This window comes from Methylobacterium radiodurans, from assembly GCF_003173735.1.
GTDB classification, from domain to species: domain Bacteria; phylum Pseudomonadota; class Alphaproteobacteria; order Rhizobiales; family Beijerinckiaceae; genus Methylobacterium; species Methylobacterium radiodurans.
In genome coordinates this window covers 1,945,490-1,960,111 of record NZ_CP029551.1, presented here as the reverse complement: position 1 = coordinate 1,960,111, position 14,622 = coordinate 1,945,490, and the positions used below count along the sequence as shown (strand labels likewise).

The 14,622-nt window shown below is 67.7% G+C and carries 11 protein-coding genes and 2 pseudogenes; 5 read left to right on the top strand and 8 right to left on the bottom strand.

The window, feature by feature from the left end; genetic code table 11:
- Nucleotides 1–36: 36 nt before the first annotated feature.
- Nucleotides 37–1,278, bottom strand: coding sequence for an MFS transporter (locus DK427_RS08950; RefSeq protein ID WP_109950969.1), 1,242 nt, complete (start codon nt 1,276–1,278; stop codon nt 37–39).
- A gap of 100 nt (nt 1,279–1,378) precedes the next feature.
- Here DK427_RS08950 and DK427_RS08945 point away from each other — a divergent pair, with 100 nt between their 5' ends.
- Nucleotides 1,379–1,831, top strand: a complete 453-nt coding sequence (locus tag DK427_RS08945; protein ID WP_109950968.1) for a winged helix-turn-helix transcriptional regulator — start codon at nt 1,379–1,381, stop codon at nt 1,829–1,831.
- A gap of 384 nt (nt 1,832–2,215) precedes the next feature.
- Here DK427_RS08945 and DK427_RS08940 read toward each other — a convergent pair whose 3' ends face one another.
- Nucleotides 2,216–3,124 (bottom strand): LysR family transcriptional regulator, encoded by a 909-nt coding sequence (locus DK427_RS08940; RefSeq protein WP_109950967.1) that lies wholly within the window; start codon nt 3,122–3,124, stop codon nt 2,216–2,218.
- Between the two features lie 87 nt (nt 3,125–3,211).
- On the opposite strand from DK427_RS08940, the pseudogene DK427_RS08935 reads away from it, so the two are divergent.
- Nucleotides 3,212–3,655, top strand: a pseudogene (locus DK427_RS08935) (PACE efflux transporter).
- A 401-nt stretch (nt 3,656–4,056) separates the two neighbouring features.
- Nucleotides 4,057–5,919, top strand: coding sequence for a PAS domain-containing sensor histidine kinase (locus DK427_RS08930; protein WP_245930852.1), 1,863 nt, complete (start codon nt 4,057–4,059; stop codon nt 5,917–5,919).
- A 241-nt stretch (nt 5,920–6,160) separates the two neighbouring features.
- On the opposite strand, the pseudogene DK427_RS08925 reads toward DK427_RS08930, so the two are convergent.
- From DK427_RS08925 to DK427_RS08905, 5 genes and pseudogenes are all read right to left on the bottom strand, one after another.
- Nucleotides 6,161–7,001, bottom strand: a pseudogene (locus tag DK427_RS08925) (transposase).
- Between the two features lie 272 nt (nt 7,002–7,273).
- Nucleotides 7,274–9,277, bottom strand: coding sequence for a family 2A encapsulin nanocompartment cargo protein cysteine desulfurase (locus tag DK427_RS08920; RefSeq protein WP_109950966.1), 2,004 nt, complete (start codon nt 9,275–9,277; stop codon nt 7,274–7,276).
- Nucleotides 9,264–10,655: a family 2B encapsulin nanocompartment shell protein gene (locus DK427_RS27350; protein ID WP_109950965.1), complete on the bottom strand. Its 1,392-nt coding sequence runs from the start codon at nt 10,653–10,655 to the stop codon at nt 9,264–9,266. Before DK427_RS27350 ends, DK427_RS08920 begins: the two co-directional genes overlap by 14 nt.
- A gap of 431 nt (nt 10,656–11,086) precedes the next feature.
- The gene (gene cysE / locus DK427_RS08910) at nt 11,087–11,935 is read right to left on the bottom strand and encodes a serine O-acetyltransferase (protein ID WP_109950964.1); all 849 of its coding nucleotides are present in this window, start codon (nt 11,933–11,935) and stop codon (nt 11,087–11,089) included.
- Nucleotides 11,936–11,946: 11 nt separating this feature from the next.
- Nucleotides 11,947–12,153, bottom strand: a complete 207-nt coding sequence (locus tag DK427_RS08905) for a hypothetical protein (RefSeq protein WP_109950963.1) — start codon at nt 12,151–12,153, stop codon at nt 11,947–11,949.
- A gap of 256 nt (nt 12,154–12,409) precedes the next feature.
- Between DK427_RS08905 and DK427_RS08900 the strand changes: the two genes are divergently transcribed.
- Together DK427_RS08900 and DK427_RS08895 are read left to right on the top strand one after the other, a co-directional pair.
- The gene (locus DK427_RS08900) at nt 12,410–12,820 is read left to right on the top strand and encodes a YeeE/YedE family protein (protein ID WP_109950962.1); all 411 of its coding nucleotides are present in this window, start codon (nt 12,410–12,412) and stop codon (nt 12,818–12,820) included.
- The gene (locus tag DK427_RS08895; RefSeq protein ID WP_109950961.1) at nt 12,817–13,266 is read left to right on the top strand and encodes a YeeE/YedE family protein; all 450 of its coding nucleotides are present in this window, start codon (nt 12,817–12,819) and stop codon (nt 13,264–13,266) included. The genes DK427_RS08900 and DK427_RS08895 overlap by 4 nt, the downstream gene beginning before the upstream one ends.
- 9 nt (nt 13,267–13,275) lie before the next feature.
- On the opposite strand, the gene DK427_RS08890 is transcribed toward DK427_RS08895, so the two are convergent.
- Nucleotides 13,276–14,613, bottom strand: coding sequence for an LLM class flavin-dependent oxidoreductase (locus DK427_RS08890; protein WP_109950960.1), 1,338 nt, complete (start codon nt 14,611–14,613; stop codon nt 13,276–13,278).
- Nucleotides 14,614–14,622 lie beyond the last annotated feature (9 nt).

Sequence of the window (14,622 nt, the reverse complement as noted above, 5' to 3'; positions counted from 1 at the left end):
TCCGTTGATCGCGCGAGGCAGCCTCCAGCGCGAGCGCTACGTTTTGCGTGTCGATGCAATGGAATCATCACTCGCACAGAACCAGAGGCACAGGGCGATGCCACTGAATAATGCACCGACCCCGCAGACGCCGCCCCAACCCGCAAGGGCATAGGTGATCGTCGCCGCAGGGCCGCCGATACCGCTTCCGACCGAATAGAACGCCATGTAGCCGCCCACGAGCCGACTGCGCGCCTGCGGATACCGCGAAACGATCACGCTCTGGTTGGTGACATGCACGGCCTGCACAGCGAGATCCAGAGCAAGGACGCCGCCGATCAGGGCAGCCATGGAGACGGGCAGCAATGCAATCGGTGCCCAGGCGGCCAGCAGCAAGGCGAGCCCCAGAGTGGTGGTCCTGTGTCCCAAGCCGCGGTCCGCCATGCTCCCAGCCTTGGCCGCCGCCAAGGCGCCAGCGACGCCCACGATCCCAAACAGGCCGATCTGCGAGTGCGAGAAGGAGAACGGTGAGGCGCTCAACGGCAGCACGAGCGCTGTCCAGAACGTGCTGAAGGTCGCGAAGATCAGAAGCGCCAGCATACCGCGCAGGCGCAACACCGGATCCTCGATGAACAGCCGGGGGATGGAGCGAACCACCGCGAAATAGCTACCGGCAAATGAGGCAGATCCGCGACGGGGAAGCAGGTGTGCTAGCGCCAAGGCCAGGACCGCGCTCAGGCACGCGGAGACCATGTAGACGGCTCGCCAGCCGCCGAGGTCCGAGAGAAGCCCGGCAACGACCCGCGCGCTCAGGATGCCGATGACAATCCCGCTCGTGACCGTACCGATGGCCTGCCCGCGTCTGGCGGGCTCAGCCAGCGCGGCCGCGTAGGCGACCAGAACCTGGACGATGACCGACAAGAGGCCGACCATCACCATCGCAGGGAACATGACGGCCGCCGATTGCGACGCTGCCACGATCGTGAGCGCGACAGCCGATGAAGCGGCTTGGGCAACCGCAAGTTTGCGCGGGTCGATAAGATCGCCAAGCGGCACCACCAGGATCAGACCCAGCGCGTAGCCGATCTGCGTCAGCGTCACGATAAGGCCGATGGCCGCCGGCGGGATCTCGAAGTCGTGCGCCATCGCGGCGAGCAGGGGCTGAGCGTAGTAGATGTTGGCCACCGACAAGCCGCAGCCGATTGCGCACACGGCGAGGGTCGCCGGCCTTAGGCCTGTCTCGCCAACGCTGGGCACGGCCTCGACGGCGTTTGAAGGACAGGCGATCTCCACAGGCATAGACCTTCTCCCGGCTTGGTCTCATGATGAGACCACTCGCCAGGCAGCAGATCCAGTTCTAAGTTAGAACCAGATCTGATGGGATGTTCGGAGGGCGGTTGTGGTGAAGCGGGTCAGCTTTATGGGGGCGGATTGTCCGGTCGCCCGAGCGCTCGATGTGATTGGCGACTGGTGGTCGCTGCTTATCATCCGAGACATCTTCGATGGGCGGCGCCGCTTCAGCGAACTTCAGTTGGGTCTCGGGATCGCAAAGGGTATGCTGGCGACGCGACTGCGCGATCTTGTGGAACGTGGCGTCCTGACGACCATGCCTGCGTCGGACGGATCAGCCTACCGAGAGTATGTCCTGACTGAAAAGGGCAGCGGGCTGTTCTTGGTCATCGTCGCGCTGCGCCAATGGGGGGAAGACCACCTTTATCGGCCGGACGAGCGACATTCGGCTCTGGTCGACGCCGAAACGAACCGTCCCGTCGATCGCCTGTCGTTGCGATCAGCAGACGGTCGGCGGCTTGAGTGGCGCGATACGTGGATCCGCCCGAGAGGTGTAGCCTGAACTCAGCCGTTCATGACCGATTCCGTTGAAAAACTCGGGATCGCCCCAAAGCAGCACCACTAGTTGCGACTTCTGAAGAAAATCCTGCTTTCCGATCGCCCAAGATGCGCGATTACTTTGGTGTTTTATCGCTGACGAGAGACAAATGCTCTCCGGCGACCTATGCTGGGTGACGCTTGGCGCGTTGCCCCGGAGTTTTTCAACAAAATCGACCCTTTGCGGACATTCGACCAGCTTCCGTCGAAGGTCCGAATGGGGTGGGAGTCGGACCCAGCCTTCGATCAGGAAACAGACGTTCCGCCTTCAGCCCGACGCAGTCTTGCAAACGACTGTCAGCGGTCCCCGAAAGCAGCCATTCGTCGGCTGTCCAGCAACGCTCGTCCCTCAACCTGATCGGCTGTCTTCGAACAAACTGCCGACCCGTTCCGACGCGAAGCGCTCGCGAAGCCATGCCGCAGCGGGGCCATAGGGGCGCTGTTTGTGCCAAACCAATTCCAGGGCGATGGGCCAGTCACCTTCGTCGAACTGCAGGTCCGGGGTGACGAGGTATGGCGCGGTGAGGGACGCGGCGATGACGTGATCGGTGACGAAGGCCCAGCCAATCCCGTGTTTCACCATTTCCAGAATGACCCAGTGGCTCTCCACCCACCACACCTCGGCGGCCACCCGCAAACGGCGCTTCTCTGCTCCGTCGCTGCGTGCGGCGACGAGGATCTGGCGATGGCGCTTGAGCTCCTCCCACTCGACCCGCGCCTTCGCCAGCGGATGGTCGCGCCCGCAGACGAACTTCAGGGGCACCCAGCCGATGGTCTGAAAGCCTAGCTCTGTGGGCAGCACCTCCTGACGCCACATCACGCCAAGGTCGGCGGCTCCGGACTGCACCATGCGACTGACATCCTCCATCAGCGGGAAGAGCAGCTCCAATTCGACGAAAGGGAAGCGCACGGCGAAGTCGGCGAACAGGGCGCCGAGGGCATGCTCAGGATAGAGTTCGTCGATGGCAACCACCAATCGGTTCTCCACCCCTTGTTCCAGGCTGCTTGCCACGCCGATAAAGTGCTCCCGCCGGTCGAGCACGACCCGGGCCTCCAGCAGCAGGCGTTCCCCCGCCGGGGTAAGCACTGGGTTCCTGCCCGTCCGATTGAACAGGTTTAGTCCCAGATCCGCCTCGAGGTTCGCTACTTGTGTACTGACGGCTGACTGCGCCTTGCGCAGCACGCGGGCGGCCCCGGAAAACGATCCGGCCTCGGCTGCCGCGACGAAAGCCTGGAGTTGGTCGAGAGAGACGGCCACCTATCTGATTTCCAGATGCTTTCCAACTTGCTGGCCTTATTATCATAGATAGAAGGCGGCGCACCAGAGACGCTTTCAGGCAACCCCATGCGCAGCACACGCGACCGTATCCGCCACGCCATCCTGTTCGAGGTTGTCGGGCTCGCGCTCATCATTCCCCTCGGAACCATGCTGTTCAGCCTGCACGCCTCCGACATGGGTGTGATCGGCGTGGGCAGCGCCCTCGTGGCGACGGCGTAGAACTACGCCTACAACCTCGGCTTCGATCGAGCGATGCAGCGGCTGATCGGGCACACGCGCAAAAGCTTGGCCTTACGGGTCGGTCACGCCGTGCTGTTCGAAGCGGGGCTGCTCTTGATCCTGCTGCCGCCGATCGCCTGGTACCTCGGTATCAGCCTCTCCCAAGCCTTCGTCATGGATATCGCGATCGCGGCCTTCTACGTGGCCTACGCCTTCCTCTTCAATCTGGCCTACGACCGAACCTTCCCCCTGCTGGACTGGAACGAGGTGGCAGCAGAGCCCTCTCGATGAGCATGTCCGAACGGTGCCTCTGCCTTCGGGTGTTCGGCTGCATCGACCGGATAGAGGGAGCGCGTTTGCGGCCGGATGCTTGCTTCTGCCCGTCGTGCCAACCGCTGCTCTCGATCCACAGCCGACCTCTGCGCGGTGGGTGAGTGGCAATCATTATGTTGCGACAAACTCTCCGATAGCTGGCCAAGGGACACGCTTGATGTCTCCAGGAAGAGCCAAAATCACTGCATGTGATGACCTCGGGGTCGCTCAGCGTATACAAGACGCGCATAGCCCCGCAGGCCGACATCTTCTGAGTGCATAGGTTCTGGATGAGCCGAGGACGCGATGCAGTGAAACTCCCTAGCCGCTCCATTTCAGCTCAGGGTACCATCCTGCTCTGACAATTGCGGAGGAGGCCGATGGCCGACGATCGCATGCTGGGATGGCCCATGGGAAGCGGCGAGATGGCCGGGCTGATCCGTCGGCACGATTGGGCCGCCACGCCGGTCGGGCCGATCGAGGCGTGGCCGCAGAGCCTGAAGGTGATCGTCGATCTGCTGCTGCCCTGCAGCTTCGCCATGGTCGCGCTCTGGGGCCCGCACCTGATCCAGATCTACAACGACGCCTACCGCGATCTCATGGGCGCCAAGCACCCAGGCGGCCTGGGGCAGTCGGCCTCCGAGTGCTGGCACGAGATCACCGCCATCACCGCGCCGATCTACGAGCGCGTCCAGGCCGGCGAGACCGTGACGGTGCAGGACGCATCCTTTCCCATCACCCGGAACGGGCAGCGGGAGGATGCGTGGTTCAGTCTCTCGTACAGCCCGTTGCGCGACGAAAGCCGCTCGGTCGCGGGAATCCTGTTGACCGTCGCGGACGCGACCCGCCAGCATCGTGCCGAGGGCGCCTTGCACGAGAGCGAGGAGCGGCTTGCCGCCATCTTCACCAACGCGGCCGTGGGTCTATCCGAGCTGACGCAGGACGGCCGCTTCCTCCGCGCTAACGACGAGATCTGCCGCATCCTGGGACGGCGCCGCGAGGACGTCCTTCGCCTGTCCTTCCTGGACGTCACCCATCCGGACGATGCGGCGCCGAGCCTGAGTGCCGTCGCGGAGGCGCTCCGGACCGGTCAGCCCGCCTCGCTGGACAAGCGCTACCTGCGCGCCGACGGCACAGTCCTGTGGGCCAACAGCCGCGTGCAGCCGCTGCACCACGGCCCCGGCCAGCCAGGTACCGTCCTGGCCGTCACCGCCGACCTCACCGAGCGCCGTGCCGCGGAGCGGCGCCTGCGCGACAGCGAGGGACGGCTCCGGGCTTTGGCCAGCCTCGTGCCCGTCATCCTGTGGCGCTCGGACGCGAGCGGGGCGGTGCACGCGCAGAACCAGTCCTTCCTCGACTATTCCGGGCTGACCCTGGAGAAGGTTCAGGGCTTCGGCTGGCTAAACTGCATCCATCCCGACGACCGCGAGACCACGCGTGAAGTTTTCCATGCCGGCTTGGCAAACCGTTGTCTGATCGAGGTCCAGCATCGGATCCGCCGTTATGACGGGCAGTATCGTTGGTTCCTGGTACGGCAGGTGCCGGTTCCCGATCCGGGCGGACAGGTCGCGGAATGGTTCGGCGCCGCCATGGACATCCACGACATGCACGAGTTGCAGACGCGGCAGGCGGTGCTGGTCGACGAACTCCAGCACCGCACCCGCAACTTGCTGACCGTGGTGCGATCCATCGCCCAACAGACCATGCTGCGCACCGGCCCCACGAAGCTCTTCCGCGAGCAGTTCAACGACCGGCTCGCCGCGCTCTCGCGCGTGCAGGGCTTGCTGTCGCGCTCGGACCAGCAGCCGATCACCATCCGGGCGCTGATCCAGGCGGAGCTCGACGCGCTCGGAGCCGAGGCCACGCGCGGGCGCATCGCCCTGGATGGTCCACCCGTCCGCCTGCGCAAGGCGAGCGTGCAGACCCTGGCACTGGCCCTGCACGAGCTGGCGACCAACGCGCGCAAGTACGGCGCGCTGGCCGGCGACGGCGGCGAGCTCTGGGTGAGCTGGGACACTTACAGGGGGGAGACCGACGAGGACCGGCTTTCCCTGATGTGGCTGGAGGAAGGCATCGCGCCCTCCGGCGACGAGGTGGGGGCGGTGCAGAGCGGCTACGGGCGCGAGTTGATCGAGAAGGCGCTGCCCTACGCGCTGAGGGCCAGGACCAGCTATCAACTGTCGGCCGGCGAGTTGCGCTGCTCGATCGACCTGCCACTCGACGACCCTGGAAAGAAAGATTAGAGTTGCATCTATACATGCTTATGGTGGTGCAATTTCGCACGTATTTAAAAGCAATTGGCTGCGCAATCTGAGCCTTCGCAACGATCTTGTAAGGGCGAGAAATAGATTTCGTGATCTTTAAGAGCAGGCCTTCGGGATTTACCCTTCTAGGACCGCTGACCACCGAGGCTGTGTGAAGACGCAGCTCATCGAGAGTTTGGAGGCACAGGCGCCGTAGCGCGGCAGCTCGAACTGGTGGGCCTCAGGTCCGGATGGCCGCCATCAGCGGATCGACCCCGACGATCTGGATCATCCGCTTCATGTTGTAGGCCAGAACCTGCAAGCTCATCTCGGTCCTGACCTTCGCCAAGGTTCGGGTCTGGAAGTGGGCGGCGCCCATCCAAGCCTTCAACGTGCCGAACGGGTGCTCCACGGTCTGGCGACGGATCTTCATCGCATCCGGCATCCGGTCGAGTCGCGCCTGCATCGCATCGAGCACGCCCTCGTGCACCCAGCGCTTGACCCGCCGCGTCTCCGTCGGCGTGCAGCGGGGCTGCCCGATCCAGCGCCGCGAGATACCGGCCGATGCTCACCGCGACCTGCGCCAGCCGGGCTTCGACCTTGGCGGCGGTGAAGTTCTGGTCGCGGTTGTTGACCGCCTTGAACTTGCTGCCATCGATCGCGGCCACAGCCTTGCTGAACAGGTTCAGCCGGCGGCACAGCACCACGAACTGCGCGCAGGCGGCCTGGATGGCCGGGCCGTTATCCCTGCGGAAGTCGGCCAGCGTCTTGAAGCCGGGCATCAGCCGCCCGGTGAGCCAGATCAGCGCGATGTTGCGCTGGCTCTCGCGTTCGAGCCGGCGGCTCGACGGCACGCGGTTGAGATAGCCGTAGCGGTAGATCTTGAGCAGCGTTGCCGGATGGTAGGCGGGCCGCCCCGTCGCCTCCGGCATCGCACCCGCAAAGCCGAGCGCGACCAGACCGAGTTCATCAGCGAACACTTCGATGAGGCGAACCGGGGTGTCGGCGGTGATGTAGTCGTCCAGGCAGTCGGGAAGGAGCGTGATCTGCTGACGATCTTCGCCTGCGATGAAGCGCTTCATCCCGACCTCCCCAGATCGGAACTTACTCTACCAGATCACGGCGTTTTCACACAGCCTGGACCCATTTCGGGTCCTCGGAAAGTCGTGCTTACTGGCACTCTGATTCGCTCAGGACGACCAATCCTGGCCGCAATCCGCCTGTCTGCTTATGAGGTCAATGACTGCCAGAGCGGACGAAGCAAAAATCTATCAAGTTGCGCGAAAGACCTCAGCTCGAGATCATTTGCTCCTGGCCTCATACCGCGCCGACCCGGTCAGCCGGCGCGGAACGTTCAGTGCCGTGGCAGGGTGTGCAGCGCCCGCAGGAACGTGTCGACGTCCTCGCGGGTGTTGTAGAAGGCCAGGGAGGCGCGCACCGATTGATCGACCCCGAACCGGCGCAAGGCGGGAAGCGCGCAATGGTGGCCCGAGCGCACGGCGATACCATGGGCGTCGAGATGATGGGCCACCGCCTCGTTCTCCTGCCCTTCCACCGTGAAGGACATAACGCTCGCCTTCTCTCGCGCCGTGCCGATCAGGCGCAGACCCTTCACCTCGGCGAGACCTGCTTGCGCGTATTCGAGCAGGTCGTGCTCGTAGGCGGCGATGGCCGGCAGGCCGATGCTCTCCAGGTAGTCGAGGGCCGCCCCGAGGCCGACGGCGCCCGCGATGTCGGGGGTGCCCGCCTCGAACTTCTCCGGCGCGCCCTTGTAGACCGTCCTCGCGAAGGTGACGTCCTCGATCATGTGGCCGCCGCCCTGCCAGGGCGGCATCGCCTCGAGGAACGTCGCCTTGCCGTACAGGGCACCGATCCCTGTCGGGCCGAACACCTTGTGGCCGGAGAAGACGAGGAAGTCGGCGTCGAGCGCCTGCACGTCGAGCGGGATGTGCGGCGAGGACTGCGCCGCATCGACCAGCACCGGCACGCCGTAGGCGTGGGCGAGCGCGATGATCTCCCGGATCGGGTTCACGGTGCCCAGCGCGTTGGCCACATGGGTGACCGAGACGATCTTCGTCCGTCCCGAGAGCAGGGCCGCGTACTGCTCGAAGATGATCTCGCCGCGGTCGTTGACCGGGATCACCCGGATCGTCGCCCCCGTGCGCTGCGCCAGCAATTGCCAGGGTACGATGTTGGCGTGGTGCTCGATCGTCGAGAGGATGATCTCGTCGCCGGGCCCGATATGCGCCCCGCCATAGGAGGCGGCGACGAGGTTGATCGCCTCGGTCGTGCCGCGCAGGAAGACGATGTCGTCCTTGCTCGGCGCGTTGAGGAAGCGGCGCACCGCCTCGCGCCCGCCCTCGAACAGGTCCGTCGAGCGCGCCGCGAGCGTGTGGGCGGCCCGGTGGATGTTCGAGTTGTGCTTGCCGTAGAAGTCGCTCGTCGCGTCGATCACGGCTTGCGGCTTGTGGGTCGTCGCGGCGTTGTCGAGCCAGACCAGCGGATGGCCGTTGACGCTCTGGTGCAGGGCCGGGAAGTCCCGGCGGACGCGCTCCACGTCGAAGGGCGCCGCGACCGGGCTCGACCCGTGCGCGAGCGCCCGCGGGGCGGGGCCGGGCGAGCGGGTCGGCTCGACGCGGGGGCTCGCCGGGGCCTTGCGGGCCGGGCCGGGGCCGAGGTTCAGGAAGTAGTAGTCGGACAGGTTCGACGGCGCCGGCTCCGGTGCCCGCGAGAGGCGACCGGTCCTGCGGAAACTTTCCTGCGCCTCGTCCACGCCCGCGCTTGACGGATCCGCCGGCACGAGATGGGGCGCGAGCGCGTGCGCGAAGGCGTTGGCGCGGGGATGGTCCGCCGCGATCTGCCGGTGCAGCTCCGGGCCGCCGGGCAAGCCCGCCGCGAGGGACGGGACGCTCGGGAACGAGAAGTCCGGCAGCACCGGCCGCGGGCTCGCCGGGTGGACCGGCGGGACCGCGCCGACATCGGCGAAGGCCGGGCTCGCGGGGGCGAGGTTCGGCACGGTCGGGCCGGTGAGGCCCGGCAGTCCGACCCGCGGCGCACCGAAGGAGCGGGCGCCGAGCGCCGAGACATCGGGCTGGAACCCGGCGGGCAGGCCGCCCGAAGGGGCCGAGGGCACGCCGAGCGAGCCGCTCGGCAGCGCCGCACCGCCGAAGCCCTGCGGCAGGCTGTCGAGGGCCTGCGGCGCTTGTGGACCTGCCGGGAGCGTCGGGGCGAAGGGCTGGCTCGCGGCCTGCCCCTGGCCATAGATCTCGCGGGCGAGGCGCCCGACGAGATCGGCGTGCGCGAGGTCGCCCGCGTTCCCCGTGGGGAGACCGGAAGCCTGCACCTCACGCATAGTCATGGTAGTTGCCGAGCAGCACGTTATCGAGACGGGCGATCGCGTCCTCGACCAGCACGGCGGCCGAGAAGTAGCGGGTCACGAGGTGCGAGGCGATGGAGTGATCGTTGGTGCCCATGTAGCGCACCGACAGGCCCGGCTCGATCTCGCCGGTCACGCCGGACTTCTGCAGGCCGACGACGCCCTGCTCGCCCTCACCGACGCGCAGCAGCAGGATCGAGGTGGTCTGGGCGCCGGTCACCGGGTCGATGTCGATCGGCAGCTTGTCGCTCGGCACCAGCGGCACGCCACGCCAGGTGATGAACGGCGCGCCGAACAGGTGCACCACCACCGGGGGCACGCCGCGGCGGGTGGCCTCGCGGCCGAAGGCGGCGATGGCGCGGGGATGGGCCACGAAGAAGGCGGGCTTCTTCCACACGAGCGTCAGCAGCTCGTCGAGGTCGTCCGGGGTGGGCGGACCGCCCCGGGTGGGGATGCGCTGGCGCCCGGTCACCTCGTTGAGCAGGCCGAAGGCCGAGTTGTTCAGAAGCTCCCACTCCTCCCGCTCCTTCACCGCATCGACGGTAAGGCGGATCTGCTCGCGGAGCTGGTCGATCTCGTTCGAGTAGAGGTCGGTGACGCGGGTATGGGTGTTGAGGATCGTCTGGATGGTCGAGAGGTGGTACTCGCGCGGATCGATCTCGTAATCGACGAAGGTCGTCGGCAGCCGCGGCTCGCCGGTATGCACGGCCAGAAGCTCGATGCCCTGCTCGCCGTAGGCATTGGTGTGGCCCTTCAGCCGGTCGCGCTCCTCGCGATACTGGCCGATGCGCGAGCGGATGCTCTCGTCGTCCAGCGCCGCGCGATCGAGGGTGAGCAGGGTGACCGCCGAGAGCGCCTTCACCGCCGGGACCGGCGCGCCCTCGTCGAGAAGGTCGCCGTCGCCGAAATAGTCGCCCTTCGTGGCGAGCCCCTGGCGCAGGCGGCCCTTGTAGGGGCCGGACAGGGTCAGCTCGACGGTGCCGTCGGCGACGACCACGAGGGTGCGCTCGGCGGCGCCCTCCTCGCGGATGACCTCACCGGCCGCGTGCTTGCTCTCCTTGAACTTGCCCGCCAGCGCCGCGAGCTCGGCGTCGCCGAGGCGGCTGAACAGCGGCACGGAGCGAAGCGAGCCGGAACGGACGACCCGGCCCTTGTCCTCGGTCACGAGGTCGATCCGGCCGCCCTTGGCGAGCACCACGGCACGGCGGTTGACGCGGTAGACGCCGCCCGGGACATCGACGAAGGGCAGCAGGCGGAGGAGCCAGCGCGGCGTGTTGGCCGCGTTCTGGACCGAGGTGACGGTCGCCGTCGCAAGATTGCGTGCCGCTGTGGCGCTGACGCTCAAACCCGGTCCGCTCATCGTGTCTCGTCTCCAGCCATTGTGCAGGCGCGCCGCATCGGCCCGCGCTGAAGCGGGCGGTCGTACCGCCGAGGCGGACCGGGCGCGTATGTTCTCAAGTGTTCAGTGGATCGAACGGGGCCGAAAGCCACGGACGATCCGGCGAATCATGTGTTCGCGAGCGATCTTGCAGCCGCTCGGCGTTGTCTCACGCGACTCGGACATCGAGTCGCATCAGCGATACTTCACTAGGCGGTGCACTACCCGTCGGTCAACGAAATGATCTTCTTTTTCTCGGGCTTCTTTGGAAGATCGATCTGATTTCCCGCAATCGGGCAGAATACGATTCAGCGCGCACCGCGGATTGAGAGAAATCCATTCTACGAGCGCCCGCCCCGATAGGCGCTGGATGAGGAAATTGTTTCAAGGGAAGGATTTTTTCCGCGGTCGGGTCAGATCCCGTCCCCGAAGCCGAAGGACTGGTCCATGCTGAGGGCCGGCTCCTCGCCGGGCCGCAGGTGCGACACGACGCGGGCGGGGACGCCCGCGACGGTGGTGTGGGCTGGCACATCGCTCAGCACGACGGCGGCGGCGCCGACCCTGGCGCCCTCGCCGACGCGGACATTGCCGAGCACCTTGGCGCCGACGCTGAGCAGCACCCCGCGGGCGATCTTCGGGTGCCGGTCGCCGCTCTCCTTGCCGTTGCCGCCAAGCGTCACCGACTGGAGGATCGACACGTCGTCGGCGACCACCGTCGTTTCGCCGATGACCACGCCCGTGGCGTGGTCGATGAAGACGCCGGAGCCGATCCGGGCCGCCGGGTGGATGTCGCACCCGAAGACCTCTGAGATGCGGCTCTGGACGTGCAGCGCCAGCGTCACCCGGCCCTGCTGCCAGAGCCAGTGCCCGACCCGATAGGCTTCGAGGGCGGCGAACCCCTTGTAGAAGAGGAACGGGTCCAGGTAGCGCCGGCAGGTCGGATCGCGCTCGCGGATGGCGACGAGGTCCCGCACCGCGTGGGCGCTCGCCTGCGGATCGGCCTCCAGAGCATGGAGACAAAGATCGCGCATCGACAGACGGGCGAGGTCGCCATCGCCGAGTCGGTGAGCGAGGCGGTAGGCCAGGGCCTGGGTGAGGCTGCGCTGGTCGAGGATCGTCGCCTGGATGATCCCCGCGTAGAGCGGTTCCTCGATGAGGCCGGCCTCGGCCTCGGCGCGCAGTTCCGCCCAGACGTCGGACTCGGTGGTGCTGCGGCTCGTCGCGCGAAGCGGCGGCTGAAGGGCGGCGAGGGCTGAGGCCATGGTGGCGCCGATCAGTGCACGCGACGGAACAGGTCCGGCAGGTAGCCTTCGAGAAGTTCGTGCCCCTCGAAGGCGACATCGACGGTCGCCGGGCGCTCGCCCTGGCCGTGGATGCGGACGATCCGCCCTCGGGCGTGACGCCAGATCCCCAGCGTTTCCGCGAGGTCGAGGCGCTTGAACACCACCTCGTCCCCTCGTCTGATGGTCGATGCCGCCATGGAATCCTCCTCTGCCCGCCGGGAGAGACCGGCCCGATTCCCGGTCCGCGGCCCTGTCGGCCAGCTCGGGAAATGCCCTTCCGCCCCTTCGTGGTCGGAGGAGAAGGTTTCGTTCGCGGCTTGCCCGGGTGAGAGCATGATTTTCGCTAACCCTTTGTTATAGCTCGATAATTATCGACAAAACCCGGTTTGACAAGGGTTGTTCCGACGCAGCCCCGGAGATATTCCGGCACGGACGACACCGGGATCACCTGCCATGGACGCTTACCTTCCGGCCCTCGGAGGCGGTCTGTTGATCGGCCTCTCCGCCGCGATGCTCCTCCTCCTCAACGGCCGCATCGCCGGCATCAGCGGGCTCGTGGCGGGGCTGGCCCGGCCGGGGGAGCGCCGGCTCGCCGATCTCGCCTTCCTGCTCGGCCTCGTCCTCGGGCCGCCGCTCTTCGCGGCCATGGCGGGGCACTGGCCCGCGATGCGGATCGAGGCGTCCTGGCCGGTCCTCGCCGTCGCCGGGCTGCTGGTCGGCTTCGGCACCCGGCTCGGCTCCGGCTGCACCTCCGGCCACGGCGTGTGCGGGCTCGCCCGCCTGTCGCCGCGCTCGCTCGTGGCGGTGCTGGTCTTCCTCGGCACCGGGATCCTGACGGTGGCCCTCGTGCGGGTGGTGTCGTGAGCGGCGGAGCGCGGGCTGCCGCGGCGCTTGCCGCCGGGCTGCTCTTCGGGCTCGGCCTCGCCCTGTCGGGGATGCTCGATCCGGCCCGCGTGCGCGGCTTCCTCGATGTCGGGGGGGCCTGGGATCCGAGCTTGGTCTTCGTCCTCGGCGGGGCGGTGAGCGTGTCCGCGCTCGGCTACGCCCTCTCCCGCCGCCTGGCGCGCCCGGCCCTCGCCAGGACCTTCGACCTGCCGACCTCCCGGCGGATCGACCTGCCCCTCGTGCTCGGTGCGGCCCTGTTCGGGATCGGCTGGGGCCTCTCGGGCTTCTGCCCCGGCCCGGCCGTGGCCGCGCTCTCGACCGGCGCGGCACCGGTCCTGGTCTTCGTGGCGGCGATGCTCGTCGGCATGGCGGCGCACGAACTTCGGGCGCGAGGAAACCGACAGACGGCGGCGGCAAGGTCGTGAGAAATCCGCTCAGGCGGAGATCGCGTGCCCTGTGGCGGCGTGGCGGCTCGCGGGCCGCGCGAGACCCAGATGATCGCGCAGGGTCGCCCCGGCATAATCGCGCCGGAACAGGCCGCGGCGCTGAAGGATCGGCACGACCGCGTCCACGAAGGTCTCAAGGCCCTCCGGCAGCACGTCCGGCATCAGGTTGAAGCCGTCCGCGGCGCCGGCCCGGAACCATGCCTCGATGTCGTCGGCAACGGCCTCCGGCGTGCCGACGACGATGCGGTGGCCGACCCCGCCGCCGAGCGCCCGCAGGAGCTGGCGCACGGTCAGCCCGTCCCGCCGCGCGAGGGCGAGCGTGCCGAGGAACATCGTGTGGTTGGCGTCCGGCGGCAGGGGCAGCGGGTCGGGCAGCGGCTTGTCGAGGTCGAGCCGGGTGGGGTCGATCCGCAGCGTGCCGGCGAGCCGGGCGAGGCTGTAGGGCTCCGGCACGAGATCCCAGAGTTCGTCCTGGCGGCGGCGCGCCTCGGCCTCGGTGGAGCCGAGCACCGTGGCGAGGCCCGGCAGGACGACCAGCGCGTCCGGGCCGCGCCCGTAGCGCGCCGCCCGCGCCCGCAGGTCCCGGGCGTAGGCCGCGCCGTCCTCGCGGGTCTGCGCCAGGGAGAACACCGCGTCGGCGGTGGCGGCGGCGAGCTCGCGCCCGTCCTCCGAGCCGCCGGCCTGGAAGGTGACCGGGCGCCCCTGCGCGCTCCGCGGCACGGTCAGCGGTCCCGCGACGGTGTAGTGCACTCCGCGATGGTCGACCGGGCGGACCTTGGCCGTGTCCACGAACCGGCCGCTCGCCTTGTCGCCGACGAACGCATCGTCCTCCCAGCTGTCCCACAGGGCATGGACGAGATCGGTGAATTCCCGGGCCCGGGCGTAGCGGGCGCCATGCTCCGAGGCGCCCACGAAACCGAAGTTGCGGCCGGCGGCGGCGTCGGCCGTCGTCACCACGTTCCAGCCGGCCCGGCCACGGCTCACAAGGTCGAGGCTCGCGAAGCGGCGGGCGAGATTGTAGGGCTCGTTGTAGGTTGTCGAGGCGGTGGCTACGAGCCCGACATGGCTCGTCGCCGCCGCGACGGCCGCCAGCACCACGGTCGGTTCGAGGGCGTTGAAGGGCCGGTAGTCGATCCTGTCGGTGATGGCCGGTGTGTCGGCAAGGAAGATCGCGTCGAGCTTGCCGCGCTCGGCGATGCGGGCGACGCGCACGAAGTGGTCGATGTCCAGGAAGGCGTCCGGCCGGCTCTGCGGCAGCCGCCACGCGGACGGGTAGACCCCCGCATGCAGCAGGTTGACGTTGAGGTGCAGGTGGCGGCCGCTCATCGAAGCCCT

What these genes read in the sequence shown, in the direction of transcription:
- cysE (WP_109950964.1), bottom strand. Translation starts at nt 11,935, where the DNA reads ATGGCCTCAGCCCTCGCCGCCCTTCAGCCGCCGCTTCGCGCGACGAGC.
- DK427_RS08900 (WP_109950962.1), top strand. Translation starts at nt 12,410, where the DNA reads ATGGACGCTTACCTTCCGGCCCTCGGAGGCGGTCTGTTGATCGGCCTC.
- DK427_RS08950 (WP_109950969.1), bottom strand. Translation starts at nt 1,278, where the DNA reads ATGCCTGTGGAGATCGCCTGTCCTTCAAACGCCGTCGAGGCCGTGCCC.
- DK427_RS08905 (WP_109950963.1), bottom strand. Translation starts at nt 12,153, where the DNA reads ATGGCGGCATCGACCATCAGACGAGGGGACGAGGTGGTGTTCAAGCGC.
- DK427_RS08890 (WP_109950960.1), bottom strand. Translation starts at nt 14,613, where the DNA reads ATGAGCGGCCGCCACCTGCACCTCAACGTCAACCTGCTGCATGCGGGG.
- DK427_RS27350 (WP_109950965.1), bottom strand. Translation starts at nt 10,655, where the DNA reads ATGAGCGGACCGGGTTTGAGCGTCAGCGCCACAGCGGCACGCAATCTT.
- DK427_RS08920 (WP_109950966.1), bottom strand. Translation starts at nt 9,277, where the DNA reads ATGACTATGCGTGAGGTGCAGGCTTCCGGTCTCCCCACGGGGAACGCG.
- DK427_RS08930 (WP_245930852.1), top strand. Translation starts at nt 4,057, where the DNA reads ATGGCCGACGATCGCATGCTGGGATGGCCCATGGGAAGCGGCGAGATG.